The 24,340-nt window shown below is 65.8% G+C and carries 20 protein-coding genes and 2 tRNA genes; 17 read left to right on the forward strand and 5 right to left on the reverse strand.

Translation table 11 applies throughout. The annotated features are described in order from the left end of the window. Nucleotides 1-16 precede the first annotated feature (16 nt). The 15 genes from ABL838_RS03565 to ABL838_RS03635 all read left to right on the forward strand — a co-directional run bounded on the left by ABL838_RS03565 (nt 17) and on the right by ABL838_RS03635 (nt 18,404). A tRNA-Trp gene (locus tag ABL838_RS03565) sits at nt 17-92 on the forward strand. Between the two features lie 103 nt (nt 93-195). Continuing rightward, nucleotides 196-579: a preprotein translocase subunit SecE gene (gene secE, locus ABL838_RS03570; RefSeq protein ID WP_126021694.1), complete on the forward strand. Its 384-nt coding sequence runs from the start codon at nt 196-198 to the stop codon at nt 577-579. Further along, nucleotides 580-1,191 carry a transcription termination/antitermination protein NusG gene (gene nusG / locus ABL838_RS03575; protein ID WP_418118993.1) on the forward strand — a complete coding sequence of 204 codons (612 nt, stop codon included), beginning with the start codon at nt 580-582 and terminating at the stop codon, nt 1,189-1,191. Nucleotides 1,192-1,327: 136 nt separating this feature from the next. Next, complete coding sequence (rplK, locus tag ABL838_RS03580) at nt 1,328-1,759, forward strand: 50S ribosomal protein L11 (RefSeq protein ID WP_093206996.1); 432 nt, start codon at nt 1,328-1,330, stop codon at nt 1,757-1,759. Beyond that, nucleotides 1,760-2,458: a 50S ribosomal protein L1 gene (gene rplA / locus ABL838_RS03585; protein WP_126021692.1), complete on the forward strand. Its 699-nt coding sequence runs from the start codon at nt 1,760-1,762 to the stop codon at nt 2,456-2,458. A gap of 253 nt (nt 2,459-2,711) precedes the next feature. Continuing rightward, complete coding sequence (gene rplJ, locus ABL838_RS03590) at nt 2,712-3,245, forward strand: 50S ribosomal protein L10 (protein WP_126021691.1); 534 nt, start codon at nt 2,712-2,714, stop codon at nt 3,243-3,245. Nucleotides 3,246-3,290: 45 nt separating this feature from the next. After that, nucleotides 3,291-3,668, forward strand: coding sequence for a 50S ribosomal protein L7/L12 (rplL, locus tag ABL838_RS03595; protein ID WP_369659766.1), 378 nt, complete (start codon nt 3,291-3,293; stop codon nt 3,666-3,668). 296 nt (nt 3,669-3,964) lie between these two features. Next, nucleotides 3,965-8,089, forward strand: a complete 4,125-nt coding sequence (gene rpoB / locus ABL838_RS03600) for a DNA-directed RNA polymerase subunit beta (protein ID WP_126021689.1) — start codon at nt 3,965-3,967, stop codon at nt 8,087-8,089. Nucleotides 8,090-8,110: 21 nt separating this feature from the next. After that, entirely contained in the window at nt 8,111-12,346 is a 4,236-nt protein-coding gene (gene rpoC, locus ABL838_RS03605; RefSeq protein WP_418124172.1) for a DNA-directed RNA polymerase subunit beta', read from the forward strand. A 112-nt stretch (nt 12,347-12,458) separates the two neighbouring features. Next, nucleotides 12,459-13,067, forward strand: a complete 609-nt coding sequence (locus ABL838_RS03610; protein WP_184642749.1) for a lema family protein — start codon at nt 12,459-12,461, stop codon at nt 13,065-13,067. Nucleotides 13,068-13,177: 110 nt separating this feature from the next. Further along, on the forward strand, nt 13,178-14,560 hold the full coding sequence (gene rsmB / locus ABL838_RS03615; RefSeq protein WP_418124173.1) for a 16S rRNA (cytosine(967)-C(5))-methyltransferase RsmB: 1,383 nt from the start codon (nt 13,178-13,180) through the stop codon (nt 14,558-14,560). Nucleotides 14,561-14,618: 58 nt separating this feature from the next. Further along, complete coding sequence (locus tag ABL838_RS03620) at nt 14,619-15,185, forward strand: DUF4390 domain-containing protein (protein WP_184642751.1); 567 nt, start codon at nt 14,619-14,621, stop codon at nt 15,183-15,185. Next, entirely contained in the window at nt 15,182-17,515 is a 2,334-nt protein-coding gene (locus ABL838_RS03625) for an ATP-binding protein (protein ID WP_418124175.1), read from the forward strand. The genes ABL838_RS03620 and ABL838_RS03625 overlap by 4 nt, the downstream gene beginning before the upstream one ends. A 90-nt stretch (nt 17,516-17,605) precedes the next feature. Continuing rightward, on the forward strand, nt 17,606-18,307 hold the full coding sequence (locus ABL838_RS03630; RefSeq protein ID WP_126021684.1) for a response regulator: 702 nt from the start codon (nt 17,606-17,608) through the stop codon (nt 18,305-18,307). Between the two features lie 21 nt (nt 18,308-18,328). Then, nucleotides 18,329-18,404: transfer RNA gene (locus ABL838_RS03635), tRNA-Phe, on the forward strand. Nucleotides 18,405-18,508: 104 nt separating this feature from the next. On the opposite strand, the gene ABL838_RS03640 is transcribed toward ABL838_RS03635, so the two are convergent. Further along, nucleotides 18,509-18,889: a hypothetical protein gene (locus ABL838_RS03640; protein ID WP_418124176.1), complete on the reverse strand. Its 381-nt coding sequence runs from the start codon at nt 18,887-18,889 to the stop codon at nt 18,509-18,511. A gap of 95 nt (nt 18,890-18,984) precedes the next feature. Next, nucleotides 18,985-19,338, reverse strand: a complete 354-nt coding sequence (locus ABL838_RS03645) for a hypothetical protein (RefSeq protein WP_418124177.1) — start codon at nt 19,336-19,338, stop codon at nt 18,985-18,987. 398 nt (nt 19,339-19,736) lie between these two features. On the opposite strand from ABL838_RS03645, the gene ABL838_RS03650 reads away from it, so the two are divergent. Continuing rightward, complete coding sequence (locus ABL838_RS03650; RefSeq protein ID WP_418124179.1) at nt 19,737-20,093, forward strand: hypothetical protein; 357 nt, start codon at nt 19,737-19,739, stop codon at nt 20,091-20,093. Between the two features lie 39 nt (nt 20,094-20,132). On the opposite strand, the gene ABL838_RS03655 is transcribed toward ABL838_RS03650, so the two are convergent. Genes ABL838_RS03655 through ABL838_RS03665 form a run of 3 tightly spaced genes read right to left on the reverse strand, consistent with a single transcriptional unit; the run spans nt 20,133 to nt 22,726 of the window. Beyond that, entirely contained in the window at nt 20,133-20,534 is a 402-nt protein-coding gene (locus ABL838_RS03655; RefSeq protein ID WP_418124180.1) for a PaaI family thioesterase, read from the reverse strand. Between the two features lie 34 nt (nt 20,535-20,568). Further along, nucleotides 20,569-21,267 (reverse strand): aspartate/glutamate racemase family protein, encoded by a 699-nt coding sequence (locus ABL838_RS03660; protein WP_418124182.1) that lies wholly within the window; start codon nt 21,265-21,267, stop codon nt 20,569-20,571. 40 nt (nt 21,268-21,307) lie between these two features. Then, nucleotides 21,308-22,726: an MFS transporter gene (locus ABL838_RS03665; RefSeq protein ID WP_418124184.1), complete on the reverse strand. Its 1,419-nt coding sequence runs from the start codon at nt 22,724-22,726 to the stop codon at nt 21,308-21,310. A 261-nt stretch (nt 22,727-22,987) separates the two neighbouring features. On the opposite strand from ABL838_RS03665, the gene ABL838_RS03670 reads away from it, so the two are divergent. Then, nucleotides 22,988-24,340, forward strand: a complete 1,353-nt coding sequence (locus ABL838_RS03670; protein WP_126021728.1) for a dicarboxylate/amino acid:cation symporter — start codon at nt 22,988-22,990, stop codon at nt 24,338-24,340.

A 24,340-nucleotide genomic window follows, 5' to 3' on the forward strand; every position in this document is an offset into this window, starting at 1 on the left:
GCGCGAAGAGTACCGGAGGGGTATAGCTCAATTGGCAGAGCGTCGGTCTCCAAAACCGAAGGTTGTAGGTTCGATTCCTACTGCCCCTGCCACTTAAGGTGGCACTCCGAAAAGCCCGTCGCGTCCCGACGGGCTTCGGCGTCTCAAGAGACGCATTGAATTGAAGGCCTCAGGGCCACAGGAAATCAGCCGAACATGGCCACTTCTCAAATCGAAACGGTGAGCACCGGCGCCGACAAGGCCAAACTGGCTGCGGCGGTGGTGCTGGCAGTGGGCGCCATCGTGGCGTTCTATCTGCTGGCGCGCCAGGGCTCGCTGGTGCAATGGGCTGCGCTGCTGGTCGGTCTGGCGGCGGCTGTGGTTGTTTTCGGTAGTTCGGAGAATGGCCGCCAGCTTTGGGCGTTCGGCCGCGATTCGTGGCGCGAAGTCAGGAAGGTCGTCTGGCCGACCCGCAAGGAGGCGATGCAGATGACGGCCTACGTGTTCGCCTTCGTGGCGATCATGTCCGTCTTTCTCTGGCTGACCGACAAGACGCTCGAGTGGGTATTTTTCGACCTCATTCTGGGCTGGAGAAAGTAAATGACTGACGACGCAGTTGAAACCACGCCGGGCGCGCCGGAGGAAGAAGGCTCCTCCGTGCTGGCTCCTGCCGCCAACCCTGATCTGCGTTGGTATGTGGTGCATGCCTATTCGGGCATGGAGAAGGCCGTCGAGCGCAACATCACCGAGCGCATCAACCGCGCCGGCATGCAGGATAAGTTCGGCCGCATCCTGGTCCCGACCGAAGAAGTGGTCGAGATCAAGAATGGCCAGAAGCGCACCACCGAGCGTCGATTCTTCCCGGGCTACGTTCTGGTCGAAATGATCATGGACGACGAGAGCTGGCACCTGGTGAAGCACACCAACAAGGTGACGGGTTTCGTGGGCGGCGCCAAGAACCGGCCGGCCCCGATCTCGCAGAAAGAGGTCGAAGACATCGTCAGCCAGATGCAGCAGGGCACGGAGAAGCCGCGTCACAAGATCGAATTCACCGTCGGCGAATTCGTGCGCGTCAAGGAAGGCCCGTTCACCGACTTCAACGGCACCGTCGAGGAAGTCAACTACGAGAAGAGCAAGGTCAGCGTGTCGGTCATGATCTTCGGCCGCGCGACGCCTGTGGAACTCGAATTCGGCCAGGTCGAGAAGACCTGAGCCCGGACCGCGAGGTCCGAACCATTCCCGGCTGCGCGTTGTCCGACTCGGCGCGCGGCCTTGATCGAAGAGTCGTTTAACCCCGGGGAGCCTCGGCCGCAAGCCGAAGCGATATCACCCGCAAGGAGCAAAAAGCATGGCGAAGAAAATCGTCGGCTTCATCAAGCTGCAAGTGCCAGCTGGTAAGGCCAACCCGTCCCCGCCGATCGGTCCCGCACTCGGTCAGCGCGGTCTGAACATCATGGAATTCTGCAAGGCGTTCAACGCCCAGACGCAGAGCTACGAGCCGGGTCTGGCGCTGCCGGTGGTCATCACCGCTTTCGCCGACAAGAGCTTCACCTTCATCATCAAGTCGCCGCCCGCTGGCGTGCTGATCAAGAAGGCGATCAAGCTCGAGAAGGGTTCCGCACGTCCGCACACCGACAAGGTCGGCAAGATCACGCGCGCGCAGCTCGAAGAGATCGCAAAGACCAAGATGAAGGACCTGACCGCCGCCGACATGGACGCCGCGGTTCGCACCATCGCCGGTACGGCCCGTTCGATGGGCGTGAATGTGGAGGGCGTGTAAATGGCCAAGATCACCAAGAAGCAGAAGTCGCTCGAAGGCAAGGTCGACAGCACCAAGCTGTACCCGCTGGCTGACGCGATCACCATCGTCAAGGAAGCCGCCACCGCCAAGTTCGACGAATCGATCGACGTGGCCGTGCAGCTCGGCATCGACGCCAAGAAGTCGGACCAGGTCGTGCGTGGCGCCGTCGTGCTGCCCAACGGCACCGGCAAGACCAAGCGCGTCGCCGTGTTCGCCCAAGGCGCCAAGGCAGAAGAAGCCAAGGCCGCCGGCGCCGACATCGTCGGCATGGACGACCTGGCTGCCATGGTCAAGGCTGGCGACATGCCCTTCGACGTCGTGATCGCCGCACCGGACGCCATGCGCGTCGTCGGTACGCTCGGTCAGGTGCTGGGTCCGCGCGGCCTGATGCCGAACCCGAAGGTCGGCACCGTGACCCCGGACGTCGCCACGGCCGTGAAGAACGCCAAGGCCGGCCAGGTCCAGTTCCGCGTCGACAAGGCCGGTATCGTGCACGGCACGATCGGTCGCCGCTCGTTCGACAACGACAAGCTGCAGGGCAACCTCGCTGCGCTGATCGAAGCTCTGGTCAAGGCCAAGCCCGCGACCAGCAAGGGCGTGTACCTGCGCAAGGTGGCTGTGTCGTCGACCATGGGTCTGGGTGTCCGCGTGGACACGCAAACCATCTCGGCGAGCTAAAGAGATTTGCTCCACCTCGCAAGGGTGGGGCGGATGTGGTGGGTCGTGGCGGCTTCGGTTGCCGCGGGCCATCCAAGACCGCTGGTGTGCAGGGTGCTGCACTTAAACGCCGGACCTTCCCGTCCGGTATCCAGCGCAGATGGCGACCCCACTGCAAGGAATCGAGAAAGTTGATTTTTTGTTCCTGACAGTTGGTCGCTGCATGAAGCGCGATCCAGGCCCCTGCCGAAGATCGCATTTAAAGGAGTAGACCTTGAGTCTGAATCGCAGTGAGAAAGAAGCGGTCATCAACGATGTGACCAGCCTCGCCGCAAAAGCTCAAACGCTCGTGATGGCGGAATACCGTGGCATCACGGTTGCCGATATGACCAAACTGCGCAACGAAGCGCGCAGCAAGGGTGTGAGCCTGAGTGTTCTGAAGAACACGCTGGCCCGCCGTGCTGTCGCCGGTAGCGCGTTCGAGGTCGTCGGCGACCAGATGACCGGTCCGCTGATCTATGGCTTCTCCGAAGACGCTGTGGCCGCCGCCAAGGTGGTGGCCGATTTCGCGAAGACCAACGACAAGCTGGTCATTCGCGGTGGCGCATTCGGTGGCAAGGCCCTGGACGTCGAAGGCGTGAAGCAACTGGCCAACATCCCTTCGAAGGAAGTGCTGCTGGCTCAACTGCTGGGCTTGATGCAATCCCCGATCTCTCGTACCGCCCGCGTTCTCGCGGCGCTGGCCGAGAAGCGTGGTGGTGGCGAAGCTGCACCCGCCGATGCCCCGGCAGAAGCACAGGCTGCCTGAGCAGCTTGCGTTTGAAACATTCAACCCAATTGTTAGGAAACAAAAATGGCATTCGATAAAGACGCATTTCTGACCGCGCTCGACAGCATGACGGTCCTGGAACTCAACGACCTGGTCAAGGCCATCGAAGAGAAGTTCGGCGTGAGCGCCGCTGCAATGGCCGCTCCGGCTGCTGGTGGTGGCGGTGCCGCTGCTGCTGCAGTCGAAGAGAAGACCGAGTTCAACGTCATGCTGATGGATGCTGGCGCGAACAAGGTTTCGGCGATCAAGGCAGTGCGCGAAATCACCGGCCTGGGCCTGAAGGAAGCCAAGGACCTGGTGGAAGCCGCTCCCAAGGCTGTCAAGGAAGGCCTGTCGAAGGCTGACGCTGAAGCCGCCAAGAAGAAGCTGGAAGAAGCCGGCGCCAAGGTGGAACTGAAGTAATTCAGACCCCCTGGAGGGCTGGAGGTGCCTGAAAAGGCCCTCCAGCCTTTGCCGCTTTCAGAGCGCACTCAAAAGCCGGCTCGTTGCCGGTTTTCCCGGAGGCCCAAAGGGCTCCGGAAAAGCCAAAACGAGGCGGGATTTTTGAGTGTCTTCTGACCCCGACTGCAGAAGACCCCTTGGTTCGGGCGATGTGCAACGCATCGCTGTCCGCCAACGGCTGGTAGTGGCCAGCCGCCAAGCAGTGGTGCCCAGGCACTGCTGACAAGTCGCTGAAGATCTCAAGCACCGGAGCTCTCATGGCCCAATCGTCCGCGTACAGTTACACCGAACGCAAGCGCATCCGAAAAAGTTTCGGCAATCGCGACAGCGTCGTCGAAATCCCCTACCTGCTGCAGATGCAGAAAGACGCATACACCGCGTTCCTGCAAGCCGGCATCCCCCCGAAACAACGTACCGTCGAAGGCCTGCAGGCCGCGTTCGACGCTGCCTTCCCGATCGTCTCGCACAACGGTTTCGTCGAGATGAAGTTCCTCGAGTACAACCTGGCGAAGCCGGCGTTCGACGTGCGCGAATGCCAGACCCGCGGCCTGACTTTCGCGTCGGCCGTGCGCGCCAAGGTGCAGCTCATCATCTATGACCGCGAGTCGTCGACCTCGCAGTCGAAGGTGGTCAAGGAAGTGAAGGAACAAGAGGTCTACATGGGCGAAGTGCCGCTCATGACGGACAAGGGTTCGTTCATCATCAACGGTACCGAGCGCGTGATCGTGTCGCAGCTGCACCGTTCGCCGGGCGTGTTCTTCGAGCACGACAAGGGCAAGACGCACAGCTCGGGCAAGCTGCTGTTCTCCGCCCGCGTGATCCCCTACCGCGGTTCGTGGCTCGACTTCGAGTTCGACCCGAAGGACATGCTGTACTTCCGCGTCGACCGTCGCCGCAAGATGCCGGTCACGATCCTGCTGAAGGCCATCGGCCTGAACCCGGAATCGATCCTCGCGAACTTCTTCGTGAACGACAACTTCCGCCTGATGGACAGCGGCGCGCAGATGGAGTTCGTCTCCGAGCGCCTGCGCGGCGAAGTCGCGCGCTTCGACATCACCGACAAGTCGGGCAAGGTCGTGGTCGCCAAGGACAAGCGCGTCACCGCGCGCCATACGCGTGAGCTCGAGCAGGGCGGCACCACGCACATCAGCGTGCCGGAAGACTTCCTGATCGGCCGCGTGATCGCCCGCAACATCGTCGATGCCGATTCCGGCGAGATCCTGGCCAAGGCCAACGACGAGCTGACCGAGTCGCTGCTGAAGAAGCTGCGCACGGCCGGCGTGCAGGACGTGCAGGTCATCTACACGAACGAACTCGACCAGGGCGCGTACATCTCGCAGACCCTGCGCATCGACGAAACCGTGGACGAGTTCGCCGCCCGCGTGGCCATCTACCGCATGATGCGCCCCGGCGAGCCGCCGACGGAAGACGCCGTGCAGGCCCTGTTCCAGCGCCTGTTCTACAACCCGGACACGTACGACCTGTCGCGCGTCGGCCGCATGAAGTTCAACGCCAAGGTCGGCCGCGACGAGTCGACCGGCCCGATGGTGCTGACCAACGAGGACATCCTGGCCGTGGTCAAGATCCTCGTGGACCTGCGCAACGGCAACGGCGAAGTCGACGACATCGACCACCTGGGCAACCGTCGCGTGCGCTGCGTGGGCGAACTGGCCGAGAACCAGTACCGCACCGGCCTGGCCCGCATCGAGAAGGCCGTGAAGGAGCGTCTGGGCCAGGCGGAGCAAGAGCCGCTGATGCCGCACGACCTGATCAACAGCAAGCCGATCTCGGCCGCCCTGAAGGAATTCTTCGGCGCCTCGCAGCTGTCGCAGTTCATGGACCAGACGAACCCGCTGTCCGAGATCACCCACAAGCGCCGCGTGTCGGCCCTTGGCCCGGGTGGTCTGACGCGCGAACGTGCCGGCTTCGAAGTGCGCGACGTGCACGTGACCCACTACGGCCGCGTGTGCCCGATCGAAACGCCTGAAGGCCCGAACATCGGCCTGATCAACTCGCTGGCCCTGTACGCCCGCCTGAACGAATACGGCTTCATCGAGACGCCGTACCGCCGCGTGGTTGACGGCAAGGTCACCAACGAGATCGACTACCTGTCGGCCATCGAGGAAGGCAAGTACGTCATCGCCCAGGCCAACGCGGCCCTGGACAAGGACGGCAAGCTGACCGGCGACCTGGTCTCCGCCCGCGAAGCCGGCGAATCGATCCTGGTCGGCGCGGAGCGCATCCAGTACATGGACGTGTCGCCCGCGCAGATCGTGTCGGTGGCTGCATCGCTAGTGCCGTTCCTCGAGCACGACGACGCGAACCGCGCGCTGATGGGCGCCAACATGCAGCGCCAGGCCGTGCCGGTGCTGCGTCCGGAGAAGCCGATGGTCGGTACCGGTATCGAGCGCGTCTCCGCGGTCGACTCGGGCACCGTGGTCACGGCCACCCGCGGCGGTATCGTCGACTATGTCGACGCGACCCGTGTCGTGGTGCGCGTGAACGACGCCGAAGCGGCTGCCGGTGAAGTCGGTGTGGACATCTACAACCTGATCAAGTATCAGCGTTCGAACCAGAACACCAACATCCACCAGCGCCCCATCGTCAAGCGCGGCGACAAGATCGCCAAGGGCGACGTGGTGGCCGACGGCGCATCGACCGACCTCGGCGAACTGGCCCTCGGCCAGAACATGCTGATCGCGTTCATGCCCTGGAACGGCTACAACTTCGAAGACTCGATCCTGATCTCGGAACGCGTCGTCGCCGAAGACCGCTACACCTCGATCCACATCGAGGAACTGGTGGTGATGGCCCGCGACACGAAGCTGGGCGCCGAAGAAATCACGCGCGACATCCCGAACCTGGCCGAGCAGCAGCTCAACCGCCTCGACGAGTCCGGCATCATCTATGTCGGCGCCGAAGTGCAGCCGGGCGACACGCTGGTGGGCAAGGTCACGCCGAAGGGCGAGACCACGCTGACGCCTGAAGAGAAGCTGCTTCGCGCCATCTTCGGCGAGAAGGCTTCCGACGTGAAGGACACCTCGCTGCGCGTGGACCAGGGCTCGCAGGGCACCGTGATCGACGTGCAGGTGTTCACCCGCGAAGGCATCCAGCGCGACAAGCGCGCCCAGCAGATCATCGACGACGAACTCAAGCGCTTCCGCCTCGACCTGAACGACCAGCTTCGCATCGTCGAAGCCGACGCGTTCGACCGTATCGAGAAGCTGCTGACCGGCAAGGTCGCCAACGGCGGCCCGAACAAGCTGGCCAAGGGCACCAAGCTCGACAAGGCCTACCTGTCGTCGGTCGAGAAGTTCCACTGGTTCGACATCCGTCCGGCGGAAGACGAAGTGGCGACGCAGCTCGAGTCGATCAAGAACTCGCTGGAGCAGACGCGCCACAGCTTCGACCTCGCGTTCGAAGAGAAGCGCAAGAAGCTCACGCAGGGCGACGAGCTGCCCGCCGGCGTGCTGAAGATGGTCAAGGTCTACCTGGCCGTCAAGCGCCGCCTGCAGCCCGGCGACAAGATGGCCGGCCGCCACGGCAACAAGGGTGTGGTGTCGAAGATCGTTCCGGTCGAGGACATGCCCCACATGGCCGACGGCACCCCGTGCGACATCTGCCTGAATCCGCTGGGCGTGCCCTCGCGGATGAACGTGGGCCAGGTTCTCGAGGTGCACCTGGGCTGGGCCGGCAAGGGCGTGGGCCAGCGCATCGGCGACCTGTTGCAGCAGGAGGCCAAGGTGGCCGAGCTGCGCAAGTTCATGGAGCAGCTGTACAACGGCTCGGGCCGCCAGGAGAACATCGCTTCGCTGAGCGACACCGAGCTGCTCGAGATGGCCGGCAACCTCCAGAACGGCGCGACCTTCGCGACGCCGGTGTTCGACGGTGCCTCGGAAGAGGAAATCCGCGGCATGCTGAAGCTGGCCTACCCGGACGACATCGCCAAGGCCAAGGGCCTGACCGAGAGCCGCACGCAGGCCTACCTGTTCGACGGCCGCACCGGCGACCAGTTCGAGCGTCCCGTCACCGTCGGCTACATGCACTTCCTGAAGCTGCATCACCTGGTGGACGACAAGATGCACGCCCGCTCGACCGGCCCGTACTCGCTGGTCACGCAGCAGCCTCTGGGCGGCAAGGCGCAGTTCGGCGGCCAGCGTTTCGGGGAAATGGAAGTGTGGGCGCTCGAAGCCTACGGCGCTTCCTACGTCCTGCAGGAAATGCTGACCGTGAAGTCCGACGACGTGCAAGGCCGTACCAAGGTGTACGAGAGCATCGTCAAGGGCGAGCACTCGATCGAAGCCGGCATGCCGGAGTCGTTCAACGTGCTGGTCAAGGAAATCCGTTCGCTGGGTCTCGACATCGAGCTCGAGCGTTCCTAATTTGAAAAGGGAAAGAGTCTTATGAAATCGCTACTCGACCTGTTCAAGCAATTCACCCCTGATGAGCATTTCGATGCCATCAAGATCGGCATGGCTTCGCCCGAGAAGATCCGTTCGTGGTCCTTCGGCGAGGTGAAGAAGCCCGAGACGATCAACTACCGCACGTTCAAGCCCGAGCGCGACGGCCTCTTCTGCGCGAAGATCTTCGGCCCCATCAAGGACTACGAGTGCCTGTGCGGCAAGTACAAGCGCCTGAAGCACCGCGGCGTGATCTGCGAGAAGTGCGGCGTCGAAGTCACGCAGACCAAGGTGCGCCGCGAGCGCATGGGTCACATCGACCTGGCCGCGCCCTGCGCCCACATCTGGTTCCTCAAGTCGCTGCCGTCGCGCCTGGGCCTCGTGCTCGACATGACGCTGCGCGACATCGAGCGCGTGCTGTACTTCGAAGCCTACGTGATCACCGACCCCGGCATGACCCCGCTGAAGAAGTTCGGCATCATGTCCGAGGACGACTATGACGCGAAGCGCAAGGAATACGGTGACGAGTTCGTCGCCAAGATGGGCGCCGAAGGCATCAAGGACCTGCTCGAAGGCATCGAACTCGACAGCGAGATCGAACGCCTGCGCGGCGACCTGACCGGCTCCGAAGTCAAGGTCAAGAAGAACTCCAAGCGCCTGAAGGTGCTGGAAGCCTTCCGCAAGTCGGGCATCAAGCCCGAGTGGATGGTGCTCGACGTGCTGCCCGTGCTGCCGCCGGACCTGCGTCCGCTGGTGCCGCTGGACGGCGGCCGCTTCGCGACCTCCGACCTGAACGACCTGTACCGCCGCGTCATCAACCGCAACTCGCGCCTGCGCCGCCTGCTGGAGCTGAAGGCTCCGGAAATCATCGCGCGCAACGAGAAGCGGATGCTGCAGGAAGCCGTCGACTCGCTGCTGGACAACGGCCGCCGCGGCAAGGCCATGACGGGCGCGAACAAGCGCGCGCTGAAGTCGCTGGCCGACATGATCAAGGGCAAGAGCGGCCGCTTCCGCCAGAACCTGCTGGGCAAGCGCGTCGACTACTCTGGCCGTTCGGTCATCGTGGTGGGTCCGACGCTCAAGCTGCACCAGTGCGGCCTGCCGAAGCTGATGGCGCTCGAACTCTTCAAGCCCTTCATCTTCTCGCGCCTCGAAGCCATGGGCATCGCGACCACGATCAAGGCTGCCAAGAAGGAAGTCGAATCGGGCACGCCGGTGGTCTGGGACATCCTGGAAGAGGTCATCAAGGAGCACCCGGTCATGCTGAACCGCGCTCCGACGCTGCACCGCCTGGGTATCCAGGCCTTCGAGCCGATCCTGATCGAAGGCAAGGCGATCCAGCTGCACCCGCTCGTCTGCGCGGCTTTCAACGCCGACTTCGACGGCGACCAGATGGCCGTCCACGTGCCGCTGTCGGTGGAAGCGCAGATGGAAGCCCGCACGCTGATGCTGGCCTCCAACAACGTGCTGTTCCCGGCTTCGGGCGAACCGTCGATCGTTCCTTCGCAGGACGTGGTGCTGGGTCTGTACTACACGACCCGCGACCGCATCAACGGCAAGGGCGAAGGCCTGGTCTTCTCCGACATCGGTGAAGTCCAGCGTGCGCTCGACGCCAACGAAGTCGAACTCACCGCCAAGGTGGCAGTGCGCATCATGGAATACACCAAGAACAAGGAAACCGGCGAATTCACGCCGTCGACCTCGCTCGTGGACACCACCGTGGGCCGTGCGCTGCTGTCCGAGATCCTGCCGAAGGGCCTGCCGTTCTCGAACATCAACAAGGCGCTGAAGAAGAAGGAAATCTCCAAGCTCATCAACGTCTCGTTCCGCAAGTGCGGCCTGAAGGAAACCGTCGTCTTCGCAGACAAGCTGCTGCAGAACGGCTTCCGCCTGGCGACCAAGGCCGGCATCTCGATCGCCATCGACGACATGCTGGTGCCTTCGGAGAAGCACGGCATCATCGAGCGCTCGGCCAAGGAAGTGAAGGAGATCGAGCAGCAGTACGTCTCCGGTCTCGTGACCTCCGGCGAGCGCTACAACAAGGTGGTGGACATCTGGGGCAAGGCCGGCGACGAAGTGTCGAAGGTGATGATGGCCAAGCTGTCGAAGCAGAAGGTCATCGACCGCAACGGCAAGGAAGTCGAGCAGGAGTCCTTCAACTCGATCTACATGATGGCCGACTCGGGCGCCCGCGGCTCCGCGGCCCAGATCCGCCAGGTGGCCGGCATGCGCGGCCTGATGGCCAAGCCTGACGGCTCGATCATCGAGACGCCCATTACCGCGAACTTCCGCGAAGGCCTGAACGTGCTGGAGTACTTCATCTCCACCCACGGTGCCCGTAAGGGTCTGGCCGACACGGCGCTGAAGACGGCGAACTCGGGCTACCTGACCCGTCGTCTGGTCGACGTGACGCAGGACCTGGTCGTGACCGAGCAGGACTGCGGCACGCACGGCGGCTACCTGATGCGCGCCATCGTCGAAGGCGGTGAAGTCATCGAATCGCTGCGCGACCGTATCCTCGGCCGTACCGCTGCCGACGACGTGCTGCACCCGGAAAACCGCGCCGTGCTGCTGAAGGCCGGCGAGATGTTCGACGAGGACACCATCGAGTCGCTGGAAGCGCAAGGCGTCGACGAGGTCAAGGTGCGCACCGCGCTGACCTGCGAGACCCGCTTCGGCATCTGCTCGACCTGCTACGGCCGCGACCTGGGCCGCGGCGGCCTGATCAACATCGGCGAAGCCGTCGGTGTGATCGCCGCCCAGTCCATCGGCGAACCCGGCACGCAGCTGACGATGCGTACCTTCCACATCGGTGGTGCCGCTTCGCGCGCCGCCATCGCTTCGAGCGTGGAAGCCAAGTCGAACGGCTCGATCGGCTTCAACGCCACGATGCGCTACGTGACCAACAGCAAGGGCGAGCTGGTCGTGATCTCGCGTTCGGGTGAAATCATCATCCACGACGAGCACGGCCGCGAGCGCGAGCGCCACAAGGTGCCGTACGGCGCGACCCTGACGGTCAAGGCCGACCAGCAGATCAAGGCTGGCCACGTCCTGGCCAACTGGGACCCGCTGACCCGCCCGATCATCACGGAATTCGCCGGCAAGACGCAGTTCGAGAACGTCGAGGAAGGCCTCACGGTCGCCAAGCAGGTGGACGAAGTGACCGGTCTGTCGACCCTGGTCGTGATCGACCCGAAGCGCCGCGGCGCCGCCAAGGTCGTGCGTCCGCAGGTGAAGCTCATCGACGCCTCCGGCGCCGAAGTGAAGATCCCGGGCACCGACCACTCGGTGACGATCGGCTTCCCGATCGGCGCGCTGGTGCAGGTGCGTGACGGCCAGGACGTGGGCCCCGGCGAAGTGCTGGCGCGTATTCCGGTCGAAGGCCAGAAGACCCGCGACATCACCGGCGGTCTGCCGCGCGTTGCCGAGCTGTTCGAAGCCCGTTCGCCGAAGGACAAGGGCATGCTGGCCGAAATGACCGGCACCGTGTCGTTCGGCAAGGAAACGAAGGGCAAGATCCGCCTGCAGATCACCGATCCGGAAGGCACGGTCTGGGAAGACCTCGTGCCGAAGGAAAAGAACATCCTGGTGCACGAAGGCCAGGTGGTGAACAAGGGCGAATCGGTGGTCGACGGTCCGGCTGACCCGCAGGACATCCTGCGCCTGCTGGGTTCGGAAGAACTGGCGCGCTACATCGTGGACGAAGTGCAGGACGTGTACCGCCTGCAGGGCGTGAAGATCAACGACAAGCACATCGAGGTGATCGTTCGCCAGATGCTGCGCCGCGTCGTGGTCGACAACCCGGGCGACACCAGCTACATCGCCGGCGAACAGATCGAACGCAGCGAGATGCTCAACACCAACGACGCCCTGCGCGCCGAAGGCAAGATCCCCGCGACGTTCACCAACCTGCTGCTGGGTATCACGAAGGCATCGCTGTCGACGGACTCGTTCATCTCGGCCGCTTCGTTCCAGGAAACGACGCGCGTGCTGACCGAAGCCGCGATCATGGGCAAGCGCGACGAGCTGCGCGGCCTGAAGGAAAACGTCATCGTCGGCCGCCTGATCCCCGCGGGCACCGGCATGGCGTACCACCAGGCACGCAAGGTCAAGGACGCCATGGACGAGGCCGAGCGCCGCGCCATCGCCGAATCGGAAGCGGCCGAACTGGCCGGTTCCGGTGAAGCCGATGCTGCCGCCAGCACGGCGGACGCCAGCGAAGGCGCTGCGACCGAATAACTGGTTAGCATCACCGGCCATGACCGGTACACCACGCCCCCCGACCGGCCCCGGTCGGGGGGCGTTTTCATTTGTTCCCTGTGATTGATTGCTTGATGAGGCCTTGTCGTCGATGAGCGTATTGCCCGAATCGCTGGCCGGCTGGATCGCGGTCGCGGTCCTGCTCTTCTGGTTTGTCGGCGCCTACAACCGGCTGGTACGCCTTCGCGCGGCCGTGCTGCAGGCCTATGGCCAGCTCGATGCGGCGCTGGGCAAGCAGCTCGACTTCGTGCAGGCCAGCATCGCGGCCGGCCCGCAGACCGAGGCGGCGCCGACCGGCGAATCGCTGTCGTCCATCGCGCCGCTGCAGGCCGCAACGGCGCAGCTCGCGACCCTGCTGGGCGCAACCCGGCTGCGCCCGCTCGACGTCGGCGGCATGGCGGCGCTGGCGACCGCGCTGCAGGTCTGGATCGGCGCCTGGCAGCGGCAGCATCCCGACCAGGTGACCGTGTTCGACGCCGACGGCACGTTGTCGCGGCCCGCGCAGCTGCTGCCCGGCGCGACAAGCATGGTGCCCGGCACGGCGGAGCCCATCGGCTGGCCCGAACCCTCCGCCGCGGCGGAGATCGCGCGCAGCCAGTTCAACCAGGCGGTGGCGCAATACAACGCCGCCATCGCCCAGTTTCCGGCCTTGCTGGTGGCATGGGCCGTGCGTCTGCGTCCGGCGGCACCGCTGCTTTGAGCGGCGCCGGCCTGTGATCCGGGCCGCCACGGCCGCAGTGGTATTTCCTGTCGCTCTCTTTCCATGTACGAAGTCCGGCTTTTGGCCGGCCCGTTACCATCGCCTCCAACTTGTCAGAACTACCCTCCGACCCCTCTCGCAGAGGCCCTGGCGACACGCCGCCCCTGCAACAACCCCCGCTCTGGCGCCAGCTGCAACTGACGGCGGCGGCGCTGGCGTCGATCCGCGCCGGCACGTCGGGCTCCGTGGCCTTCGAGGCCGTCGAGCCCGCGCTGCGGCCCGGCGTGCAATCGCTCGGCTTCCAGGTGCTGCGCTGGCTCGGCCGCGCCGAGGCGCTGCGCCGCCACCTGGCCAAGCGCACGCCGCCGCCCCTGCCCGATGCGCTGCTGTGCACCGCGTTGGCACTCGCCTGGAATGCGGAGCACGCTCCCTACGAACCGTTCACCCTGGTCGACCAGGCCGTCGAGGCCGCCAAGCGCAATCCCGCCACGCGGGCGCAGGCCAGCTTCATCAACGCCTGCCTGCGGCGCTTCCTGCGCGAACGCGACGAGCTCGTGGCCACCACCGACTCGGAACCCGTCGCGCAGTGGAACCACCCGCGCTGGTGGATCGAGCGCCTCAAGCGCGACCATCCGCGCGACTGGCAGCGGGTGCTGGCCGCCGACAACGCGCAGGCGCCGATGACGTTGCGGGTCAATGTCCTCAGGACGACAGCGGCCTCCTACCTGACCGAACTCGAAACCGCCGGCCTGGCCGCGACGCGCGTGGGCCCGAGCGGCCTGCAACTGGCACGCGCCCGTCCCGTGCAGCAGCTGCCCGGTTTTGCCGACGGTGCCTGCTCGGTGCAGGACGCGGCCGCGCAGATGGCCGCACCGCTGCTGCTCGAGGGCCTGCTGCCGGAGAAAGCGCAGCCCCTGCGCGTGCTCGACGCCTGCGCCGCCCCCGGAGGCAAGACCGCGCATCTGCTCGAAATGGCGGGCACCGGCGCCATCGAGGTCACCGCCCTGGAAGTCGATGCCGCCCGCAGCCGCCGCATCGACGACACCCTGGCCCGCCTCGGGCTTCAGGCCAAGGTGCTCGTCGCCGACGCCGCCCGGACCGACCAGTGGTGGGACGGCACGCCTTTCGACGCCATCCTGCTCGACGCGCCGTGCACGGCGTCCGGCATCGTGAGGCGCCATCCCGACGTGCGCTGGCTGCGCCGCGAGAGCGACACGGCCCAGCTCGCCGCCCAGCAGGCCACGCTCCTGGCCGCCCTGTGGCCGCTGGTGCGGCCCGGCGGGCGACTTCTTTACTGCACTTGCTCCGTGTTTCGCGAAGAGGGCTCGCAACAAATTGATGCGTTTCTTGTACACAACACCAACGCACGATTGCTGCCGTCGCCGGGCCATTTGCTGCCCCAAAGCGGGTCGAATGCCCGTGGCGTCCCGGACAATGCCTCTGGTGACCACGACGGCTTTTTCTACGCCCTGCTTGAAAAGCGTCCTCGTTGAGCGACGGCGCTGGCTGTTCCTGTCGCTGCCCGTCCTGCTCTGGATCTGGGCGATCTGCATGTCCCTCCTGCCGGCTGCGGCCTTCGCCCAGGGGCGCAGCGGCGCCACCATCACGCAGATGCGGCTGGAGCAGGCCGACGATGGCGTCTACTTCAGCGCCGCCGTGCAGTTCGAGCTGCCCTCGCTGGTCGAGGAGGTGCTCGACAAGGGCATCGCCATCTATTTCGTGGCCGAGGCCGAGCTCTTCCAGGAGCGCTGGTACTGGACCGACCGCAAGGTCGCGCAGGTCACGCGCCACATGCGGCTGGCCTACCAGCCGCTCACGCGCCGCTGGCGGCTCAACGTGTCGGCGGCGCCCATGACCGGTGCAGCAGGCCTGGGCATCTCGCTGAACCAGAACTTCGACACCCTCGGCGACGCGCTCGACGCCATCAAGCGCGTCGGCCGCCTGCGCATGGGCGACCTGGCCGAGATCGGCGACGACCCGCAGCACCAGGTCACCTTCCGCTTCAGGCTCGACACCTCGCAGCTGCCGCGTCCGTTCCAGATCGGCGTGGTCGGCCAGGCCGACTGGAACATCGCCGTCGAGCGCACGGCCAAGCTCCCGCTGGAGAAGCAGAAGTGAGCACTCCGGCGCGCAGCGGCACGGCGGCCTCGTCCGCCGCGAGCCGCGCGCGGGCCAGGCGCTGGGCCATCGGCGTCGGTGCCGCGCTGGTCACCGCCATCGGCCTCGTGCTGATGTTCCTGCTGGCGCAGGCCACCAACAACCGCGCGCTGTACGAGCGCTACTACGTGCGCCTCTTCGGCATCAACGTCGTGGTGGCGGTGCTGTTGGTGCTGGTGATCGGCTGGGTCGCCTTCCGTCTGCTGCGGCGGCTGCGGCAGGGCAAGTTCGGCAGCCGGCTGCTCATCAAGCTGGCGGCCATCTTCGCGCTGGTGGGGGTGGTGCCGGGGGCGCTGGTCTACGTGGTGTCTTACCAGTTCGTCGCGCGCTCGATCGAGAGCTGGTTCGACGTCAAGGTGGAAGGCGCGCTCGATGCCGGCCTGAACCTCGGACGGGCCACGCTCGATTCGCTGTCCGATGACCTTGCCGTCAAGACGCGCAGCGCCAGCGCGCAACTGGCGCAGGTGCCCGACGCGAGCGCCGGCCTGGTACTCGAGCGCATCCGCGACCAGCTCGAGGCCAGCGACGTGATCCTCTGGACCGGCTCCGGGCAGCTCGTGGCCAGCGCCGGCACCTCGCGGTTCCAGCTCAACCCCGACCGGCCGACACAGCAGCAGTTTCGGCAGGTGCGTCCCGAGCGTGCCGTCGCGCACGTCGAGGGGTTGGACGAAACCACCGCGCCGGGCGCGACCCCGCCGGCCGCGAGCGTGCGTGCGCTCGCGATGGTGCAGCGGCCCGGCTTCGACTTCGATACCGCGCCGCGTTACCTGCAGGTCACGCGGCCGCTGCCGCCGGCCGTGGTCGCCAACGCGCTGGCCGTGCAGGAGGCCAACCGTGAATACCAGGAACGGGCGCTGGCGCGCGAAGGGCTGCGGCGCATGTACATCGGCACGCTCACGCTGAGTCTGTTCCTCGCCGTGTTCGGCGCGGTGCTGCTGGCCGTGCTCTTCGGCAACCAGCTCGCGCGGCCGCTGCTCGTGCTGGCCGAAGGCGTGCGGCAGGTGGCGGCCGGCGACCTGCGGCCCACGGCTGTGCTGCAGGGCAAGGACGAGCTCGGCGGCCTCACGCGCTCCTTCGCCGTCATGACGCAGCAGCTGGCCGACGCCCGCGGCGCGGTCGAGAAGACCATGGGCCAGCTCGACGCGGCGCGCGCCAACCTGCAGACCATCCTCGACAACCTGACCTCGGGTGTGATCGTGCTCGATGCCAAGGGCACCGTGCTGTCCACCAACCCGGGCGCGACCCGCGTGCTGCGCGCGCCGCTCGCGGCCTACGAGGGCCGGCCGCTCATCGAGGTCCCGGGGCTGGGCGAATTCGGCGCCAAGGTGCAGCAGCAGTTCGAGGACTTTCTCGTCGAGCGCATGCAGCACGGCCTCGACCACTGGCAGCACGCTTTCGAGCTGCATGCCTCCGGCGCCGATCTGCCGCAGCAGGACGGCGCCATCAACATCGTCGCGCGCGGCGCGGAGCTGCCAGGCGCCGCGCGGCTGCTGGTGTTCGACGACATCTCCGAGATCGTCTCGGCCCAGCGCGCGCAGGCCTGGGGCGAGGTCGCGCGGCGGCTCGCGCACGAGATCAAGAACCCGCTCACGCCGATCCAGCTCTCGGCCGAACGGCTCGAGATGAAGCTCTCGGGCAAGGTCCAGCCGCCCGAACAGGCCGTGCTCGTGAAGTCGGTGAAGACCATCGTCGACCAGGTCGACGCGATGAAGCGGCTGGTGAACGAATTCCGCGACTACGCGCGCCTGCCCGCAGCCGACCTCAAGCCGGTCGACCTGAACGCCCTGCTGACCGACGTGCTGCAGCTCTACAGCGCTGAGAACCTGCCGATCACGCTGCGCTCCGAGCTCGACGAGCGCTGCCCGCCCATCAGGGGCGACGCGCAGCAGATCCGCCAGGTCATACACAACCTGTTGCAAAACGCGCAGGACGCTGCGGAAGCCGCTGCGAGCGGAACGGGCAAGGCGGGCGAGGTCACCATCCGGACGCGGCTGGGCGACTCGGGGCAGCGCGTGCGCCTGACCGTGCAGGACAGTGGCCCGGGCTTCGCCGAGAACATCCTCAAGCGCGCGTTCGAGCCCTACGTCACCACGAAAACAAAAGGTACAGGTTTGGGACTCGCCGTCGTCAAGAAGATCGCCGACGAGCACGGCGCGCGCATCGAGCTTTCGAACCGCGTCGTCGATGGGGCTGTAGCAGGGGCACAAGTCTCGCTATCATTCGCGCTGGCAAGCGAGCCGCGGGCAGCGGTCGCTCACACCACCGAAGATTCGTCGAAGTCTTCCGCCTGAGCCGCACGAATGTCCGTCGCACAGGCGATGGATGGGCCAGCGGACTCAACATACCATTGCGGACACCAGCGCACACAACAAGCAGCACTCATGGCAAACATTCTCGTGGTCGATGACGAGCTGGGCATCCGGGACCTGCTCTTCGAAATTCTCAATGACGAGGGCCACAACGTGGAACTCGCGGAGAACGCGGCCGAAGCGCGCGCTGCGCGCCAGCGCGCACGACCCGATCTCGTGCTGCTCGACATCTGGATGCCCGATACCGACGGCGTCACGCTGCTCAAGGAGTGGTCCACCGCCGGCCTCCTGAGCATGCCCGTCATCATGATGAGCGGGCACGCCACCATCGACACGGCGGTCGACGCCACGCGCATCGGCGCATTCGCCTTTCTCGAAAAGCCCATCACCATGCAGAAGCTGCTCAAGGCGGTGGAGCAGGGGCTGGCCCGCGAGAGCGCGCGCCGCGCGGCGGCAGGCGTGGTGCCCGCGCCGATCACCGGCAGCCAGGCCACCGCCATCACAACCACCGGCGACAGCCTGCTGATGGCCTCGCTGGCTTCCGTGCCCGTGGCCGACACCGGCCCGCAGTCGACCCAGAGCTTCGACCTCGACCGCCCGCTGCGCGATGCGCGCGACGGCTTCGAGAAGGCGTACTTCGAGTTCCACCTTGCGATGGAGAACGGCTCCATGACCCGCGTCGCCGAGAAAACCGGCCTCGAACGCACCCATCTTTACAGAAAGCTCAAACAACTTGGCGTTGATCTTTCAAGAGGGCGCAGAAGCGCTGTATAATCTGAGGCTGCACACAGCAACGGCCCGGTAGCTCAGTTGGTAGAGCAGCGGATTGAAAATCCGCGTGTCGGTGGTTCGATTCCGCCCCAGGCCACCAATCCAAGCCCCTGATTCTTCACGGAATCAGGGGCTTTTCAGTTTGTGATGCTTCGGCAGCGCGGCCAGATCGCCAGATGTTCGCCCGCGCGGGCTTTTCTTCAACTAACTGTTGGCGAAGATGTCCCCATACCCCTGGAAGACCCAGCGATCTCCGCTTTGCGTACAGATCCCGGTGAACTCGTTGTTGACCCCGCGCGACCAGAAGTGGAGCCCGAGTCGCCCGCGATACAAGATGATCTGTGCCAGATCGGCATCGATCTCACCGAGCCGGGCGACCATCTCGTCGATCTGCGGCAGCACAGCCTCCAGTATTGGCATGACCTCGCGTTCAAGCGTCTCCTGATCGACGGCATACACCTGGATCGTGAGCTCGTCCGATGTACCGCGGTACAGATCGCAATCGAACTGCACGCGGCCTTCATCGTCTCGATGGCCGTCCGCCTGGTGGAAGCCTTGAAGTCGCAGTTCGGCGAGATAGTCCATCGGCGGTTGCAGGGTTCGTTCATGAAACCGCTGACGGAGCGGTGGATGCGGGAGCATATCCAAGGGCTGGAGCTCTCGCCGGAGCCGATCCATATCTAGGTCGAACAACTCTCCCGCAGAACCTCACGCAGAGAGCTGATCGTGCCGTCCGCAACGTCGATGCGCCGATGCAGAGCTTCGTTGATCAGCCGGACCAGCGCGCCGAGTTCGGAGCGCGTCGGGCAGAGCTCTTCGCAGTCGGTCACCTGCAACGGCGCGATGAGCTTTTCGAGGCACGCGTATGCGCTGTGCACGTCACGGATGCTGGTGACGTCGTCGCTTACTTGGAGCGCGAATGATTCGGGACTGTGCTGAAGAGGGGGCGACTTTGACGCTGCGTCGGGCGCCGCAACGGGTTCTTCGGCGGAGTGAGGGGGCGTGCGCGTGAATGCGCGAGCGGATTTAGCCATGACGGCCTCCAAGAGCTTCGGTTTGCTAAAACCGCCGCTCCCGAGACCAATCGAGGGCGGCGACTCGACGGGTTGGTCTACCGGGAAGCTCTTGCGAGAACCGGCCGGGCTTGCGCCCGCCCATCGAGCCGCCAAAACTGGAGGCACGAACGACAAAGCCGCAGACCCTGCGGGGAAACTGCGGCTTTCGTCGCAGAGCTTCAACGGGAGACCAATCCCGGTCACACCTTCTTGCGGCATGACGGGCGCAGTATAGCCAGCAGGCCTTTCGTCCCCGCAGATCACAGCCCAGCGTGACATTTAGGAACGTTCTTCACCGTCCCGATGTGCGCCACACCGCGCAGCCAGGCGTTGGAAGCGCATCAGGGCAGCTTCTTGCCCTTCAGGAGATGAAAGAAATGGCTTTCCCCAAATCCACGCTCAAGCTGGTCACCGCAGGTTTCCTCGCCGCCGGCGCCTTGTTCGCCGCCGCATCCGCCAACGCGGGCACGAGCTGGTCCGTAGGCATCAACGTACCCGGCGTGGTCGTGACCGAGCCCGCACCGGTTTACTACGAGCCGGCACCCGTGTACTCGCGGCCGGCACCGACCTACTACCAGCCGGCCCCGGTGTATTCCGCTCCGGCGCCTGTCTATTACGAGTCCGGACCCAGCTGGGAAGAGCGTCGTGCGCAGCGCTGGGAAGAGCGCCGCGAGTGGCGCCGCCGCCAGTGGGAGCGCGAGCAGCATCGCCGCTACTACGAAGACCGCTATTGAGATCGAGCGAATGCGCAGCCGCTGATGCGGCTGCGCGCCTCAGTCAAGCACCAGCTGCGTTTGCGTGACGACCGCGCACAGCTTGCCGTCCGCATTGGTCACCGAGGTCTGCCACACCTGAGTCGTGCGCCCGCGATGCAGCGCCACGCTGGTGCCGGTGACCGTGGTACCCACGCGCGCTCCCGCGATGAACTTGGTGCTCGAATCGGTGGTCGTCGTGCGCTTGCCCTCGGGCAGGTTGACGATGGTGCCGACCGCGCCCAGGGTGTCCGCGAAGGCCATGTAGGCGCCGCCGTGGAGGATGCCACCAGCGGTGCACAGGTCGGGCCGCACTTCCATCTGCGCGACCACGCGCTCGGGCGCCAGCTCGATGAGCTGCACACCCATGAGGCCGGGGAAGATGGTGTCCAGCAGTTTCTGCATCGCGGCGATGTCGGGCATGAATGTCTCCTTGCTTGTATCGAGGAACGAAGGCTCAGCCGGCGGCAGTCGCGCGCCGCAGCGCCGCGCGCGCCAGCAGGCGTGTCGAGTCCAGCGTGGGCAGTGATGAGTTGCCGTCGTTCAGCACCAGTGGCAACTCGGTGCAGCCCAGCACGACGGCATCGCAGCCGCGTGCCTTCAGCCCGTCGATCATCCGCCGCAGCACGTCGGTGGACTCCGGCTTCATCACGCCGCGCACCAGCTCGTCCATGATGATGCGGCCCATCTCCGAACGCTCCTCGGCGCTTGGCCGCACGGCCTCGAGCCCGGCTGCCGACAGCGCCTGCGGATAGACCTCGCTGTTCACCAGCCAGTGCGTGCCCAGCACGCCCACGCTGCGGAAGCCGCGCGACACGGCCTCGGCCGCAACGACTTCGGCAATGTGCAGCCAAGGCCGTGGCGACTTCGGAAGCACCAGGTGCATCGCCTGGTGGATGGTGTTGTCGGGGCAGATAAGAAAGTCGGCGCCGGCCGCCGCGAGCTTGCCCGCCGACGACAGCATCAGCTGCGCGACGCCGCCCAGGTCGCCGCGGTCCAGGCAGTCCACGTACGCCGCGAGCGAATGCGTGTGCATTGAGACCTCCGGGTGGGCATGCGCGTGGCCCATGTGGCTCGCGCCTTCGACGCACAGCGTGCGATAGCAGAGCGCAGCGCCTTCGGCCGAGCAGCCGACGATGCCGATGTGAAGTGGCATGAAGCGAATCTCCGTCAAGGAAAGGCAGCGGACGATGTTCTCACGCCCTGCGCGACACCGCCACGCCCGCATGGCGGTCGAGCCGCAGCATCATCAGGGTCGCGATGGCCATCAGCAGGCCGACCACGTACCAGGCGTGGCGGAAGTCGACCAGCTCTACGGCCGCCGCGCCGCGCAGCGCCTGCGATGCGCCGAGCACCATCGCGCCCAGCGCCACGCCGAGCGCGAGCGACACCTGCTGCAGCATTGTGCCGAGCGTGCTGGCGCCCGCGCGGGTCTCGTCGGGCACGTCGGCAAAGGCCAGCGTGTTGATGGCGGTGAAGTTCATCGAACGCGCCATGCCGGCCACGAAGAGCAGCACGCACATCCACGGCAGCGGATCGCCGGGCGACAGCAGCGCGCAGCCGAACAGCGTGGCGGCGCAGATTGCGCCGTTCACCGTCAGCACGCGGCGAAAGCCGAAGCGCCGCAGCACCGCGGTGGTGGCGCTCTTCATCACGAGGTTGCCGGCCATGTAGACCAGCAGCATCGAGCCGGCCTGGAAGGCGCTCATGCCAAAGCCGATCTGGAACATCAGCGGCAGCAGGAAGGGCGATGCGTTGATCGCGACGCGCGAGATGAAGCCGGCCGTCGCGGTGGCCAGCGCGTAGGTCGGCACCGCCAGCGCGCGCAGGTCGAGCAGGGGCGTCGCCACGCGGCGTGCATGGTGCACGGCGGCCATGGTGGCCACCACGCCGGCGGCCAGCAGGCCGAGCGTGGCGGCCGAGCCCGGCTGCGGCCCGCCCAGCCGCGTGAGGCCCTCGACCAGCGCGGCCAGCGCGATGGCGGTGAGCACGAAGCCGGCGGCGTCGAAGCGCACCGGTGCCGTGTCGGCCCGGCGCGGAAAGAGCCGCATGACCAGCCACAGGCCGGCGAGGCCCAGCGGCACGTTCAGCAGGAAGATCCAGTGCCACGAGGCATGCGTGGCGATCAGCCCGCCCAGCGGCGGCCCGATCACCGGCGCGATGAGCCCCGGCCAGGTGATGGTGCCGATGGCCTCGATCAGCCGGTGCTTCGGCGTCTCGCGCAGCACCACCAGCCGGCCCACCGGCGACATGAAGGCGGCCGCCGCGCCCTGCAGCACGCGCGCCGCGACGAAGAACTCGAAGCTCGGCGCGAGCCCGCAGGCCAGCGAGGCGAGGGTGAAGGTGCCGACCGCCAGCGCGAACACACGCCGCGCGCCGAAGCGCCCCGCGCACCAGCCGGCGGCAGGCACCAGCGCCGCCATCGCGATCAGGTAGACCGTCACGCCCAGGCTCGCGTCCAGAGCGCCGATGCCGAAGGCCGCCCCGATGGCCGGCAGCGCCGTGACGATGACGGTGGCGTCCAGCGTCTCCATGAAGAAGGCGGCCGCCACGGTGAGCGCGATGCGCCTGGAGGCGCTTTCCGTGGCCGCGGCAGGCTGGGCGTTGTCGTTCATCCGCCGAGTCTGACACCGCCGGGTGTTTAGGGTTTACCCGGAGTTAACGATCCGGAAGGTCGGACGGGGCCGGTCGGCGGCATCCGGATCGTCGGCGGGGCGCCTCGCGCCGCGTGAAGAAAAGCCCCGTGAAATCAAGGACTTAGGGCGCGCCCCAGCCCTTGCCGGCCGTGGCATGTCGATTGCTGAACCACCGGCCGGCCGTGCGCCCCTGATGCGGGGCTCGGTCACGAACCTGGAGACAAACCAATGAGCACCCCCATGGAACACCAGACCGCCCCCAAACCCTTCTACAAATCCCTGTACTTCCAGGTCATCACGGCCATCGTGCTGGGGGTGCTCCTGGGCCACTTCTATCCCGACACTGGCGCCTCCATGAAGCCGCTGGGCGACGGCTTCATCAAGCTGATCAAGATGATCATCGCGCCGATCATCTTCTGCACGGTGGTGGTCGGCATCGCCGGCATGGAGGACATGAAGAAGGTCGGCAAGACCGGCGGCATGGCGCTGCTGTATTTCGAGATCGTCAGCAGCATCGCGCTCATCGTGGGCCTGGTGCTGGTGAACGTGCTCAAGCCCGGCGCGGGCATGAATGTCGACGTGAGCCTGCTCGACACCAAGAGCATCGCGGCCTACACCGGCCCGGGCAAGATGCAGAGCACCACCGACTTCCTGCTCAACATCATTCCCAACACCGTGGTCGACGCCTTCGCCAAGGGCGAGATCCTGCAGGTGCTGCTGATCGCCGTGATGTTCGGCTTCGCGCTGCACCGCTTCGGCGGCCGCGGCACGCTGGTGTTCGACGTGATCGAGAAGGGCTCGCACGTGCTCTTCGTGATCGTCGGCTACATCATGAAGGTCGCGCCCATCGGCGCCTTCGGTGCCATGGCCTTCACCATCGGCAAGTACGGCGTGAGCTCGCTGCTGCAGCTCGGCCAGCTGATGGCCACCTTCTACGCCACCTGCCTGCTCTTCATCTTCGTGGTGCTGGGGCTCATTGCGCGATTCCACGGCTTCAGCATCTGGAAGTTCATCAAGTACATCAAGGAAGAGCTGCTGATCGTGCTGGGCACCTCGTCCAGCGAATCGGTGCTGCCGCGCATGATGGCCAAGATGGAGAACCTGGGCGCGAAGAAGTCGGTGGTCGGTCTCGTGATTCCGACCGGCTACTCGTTCAACCTCGACGGCACCTCCATCTACCTGACGATGGCGGCGGTATTCATCGCGCAGGCCACCAACACCGACATGACGCTGACGCAGCAGCTCACGCTGCTGGCGGTGCTGCTGCTGACCTCGAAGGGCGCGGCGGGCGTCACGGGCAGCGGCTTCATCGTGCTGGCGGCGACGCTGTCGGCGGTGGGGCACGTGCCGGTGGCGGGGCTGGCGCTCATCCTGGGCATCGACCGCTTCATGTCGGAAGCCCGCGCGCTCACCAACCTGATCGGCAATGGCGTGGCCACCCTCGTGGTCGCCAAGTGGACGGGCGACCTCGACACCGTGCGCATGAACCAGCACCTGAACCAGGAAAGCACGGCCGAGGCCGACGAGCCCGAGCGCGTGCTCGACGCCACCGAGACGCACATGCCTGCCAGCGGCGCGCGCCAGGCTTCCTGA

The sequence above is a fragment of the Variovorax sp. 160MFSha2.1 genome (assembly GCF_048305075.1).
GTDB classification, from domain to species: Bacteria; Pseudomonadota; Gammaproteobacteria; order Burkholderiales; family Burkholderiaceae_C; genus Variovorax; species Variovorax guangxiensis.

Coding starts and splice junctions, on each gene's coding strand:
- ABL838_RS03630 (WP_126021684.1), top strand. CDS start 17,606: ATGGCAAACATTCTCGTGGTCGATGACGAGCTGGGCATCCGGGACCTG.
- rplL (WP_369659766.1), top strand. CDS start 3,291: ATGGCATTCGATAAAGACGCATTTCTGACCGCGCTCGACAGCATGACG.
- ABL838_RS03660 (WP_418124182.1), bottom strand. CDS start 21,267: ATGCCACTTCACATCGGCATCGTCGGCTGCTCGGCCGAAGGCGCTGCG.
- ABL838_RS03645 (WP_418124177.1), bottom strand. CDS start 19,338: ATGGCTAAATCCGCTCGCGCATTCACGCGCACGCCCCCTCACTCCGCC.
- ABL838_RS03640 (WP_418124176.1), bottom strand. CDS start 18,889: ATGGACTATCTCGCCGAACTGCGACTTCAAGGCTTCCACCAGGCGGAC.
- ABL838_RS03620 (WP_184642751.1), top strand. CDS start 14,619: ATGTCCCTCCTGCCGGCTGCGGCCTTCGCCCAGGGGCGCAGCGGCGCC.
- ABL838_RS03670 (WP_126021728.1), top strand. CDS start 22,988: ATGGAACACCAGACCGCCCCCAAACCCTTCTACAAATCCCTGTACTTC.
- ABL838_RS03650 (WP_418124179.1), top strand. CDS start 19,737: ATGGCTTTCCCCAAATCCACGCTCAAGCTGGTCACCGCAGGTTTCCTC.
- ABL838_RS03655 (WP_418124180.1), bottom strand. CDS start 20,534: ATGCCCGACATCGCCGCGATGCAGAAACTGCTGGACACCATCTTCCCC.
- secE (WP_126021694.1), top strand. CDS start 196: ATGGCCACTTCTCAAATCGAAACGGTGAGCACCGGCGCCGACAAGGCC.
- rpoB (WP_126021689.1), top strand. CDS start 3,965: ATGGCCCAATCGTCCGCGTACAGTTACACCGAACGCAAGCGCATCCGA.
- rpoC (WP_418124172.1), top strand. CDS start 8,111: ATGAAATCGCTACTCGACCTGTTCAAGCAATTCACCCCTGATGAGCAT.
- ABL838_RS03665 (WP_418124184.1), bottom strand. CDS start 22,726: ATGAACGACAACGCCCAGCCTGCCGCGGCCACGGAAAGCGCCTCCAGG.
- rplK (WP_093206996.1), top strand. CDS start 1,328: ATGGCGAAGAAAATCGTCGGCTTCATCAAGCTGCAAGTGCCAGCTGGT.
- nusG (WP_418118993.1), top strand. CDS start 580: ATGACTGACGACGCAGTTGAAACCACGCCGGGCGCGCCGGAGGAAGAA.
- rplA (WP_126021692.1), top strand. CDS start 1,760: ATGGCCAAGATCACCAAGAAGCAGAAGTCGCTCGAAGGCAAGGTCGAC.
- ABL838_RS03610 (WP_184642749.1), top strand. CDS start 12,459: ATGAGCGTATTGCCCGAATCGCTGGCCGGCTGGATCGCGGTCGCGGTC.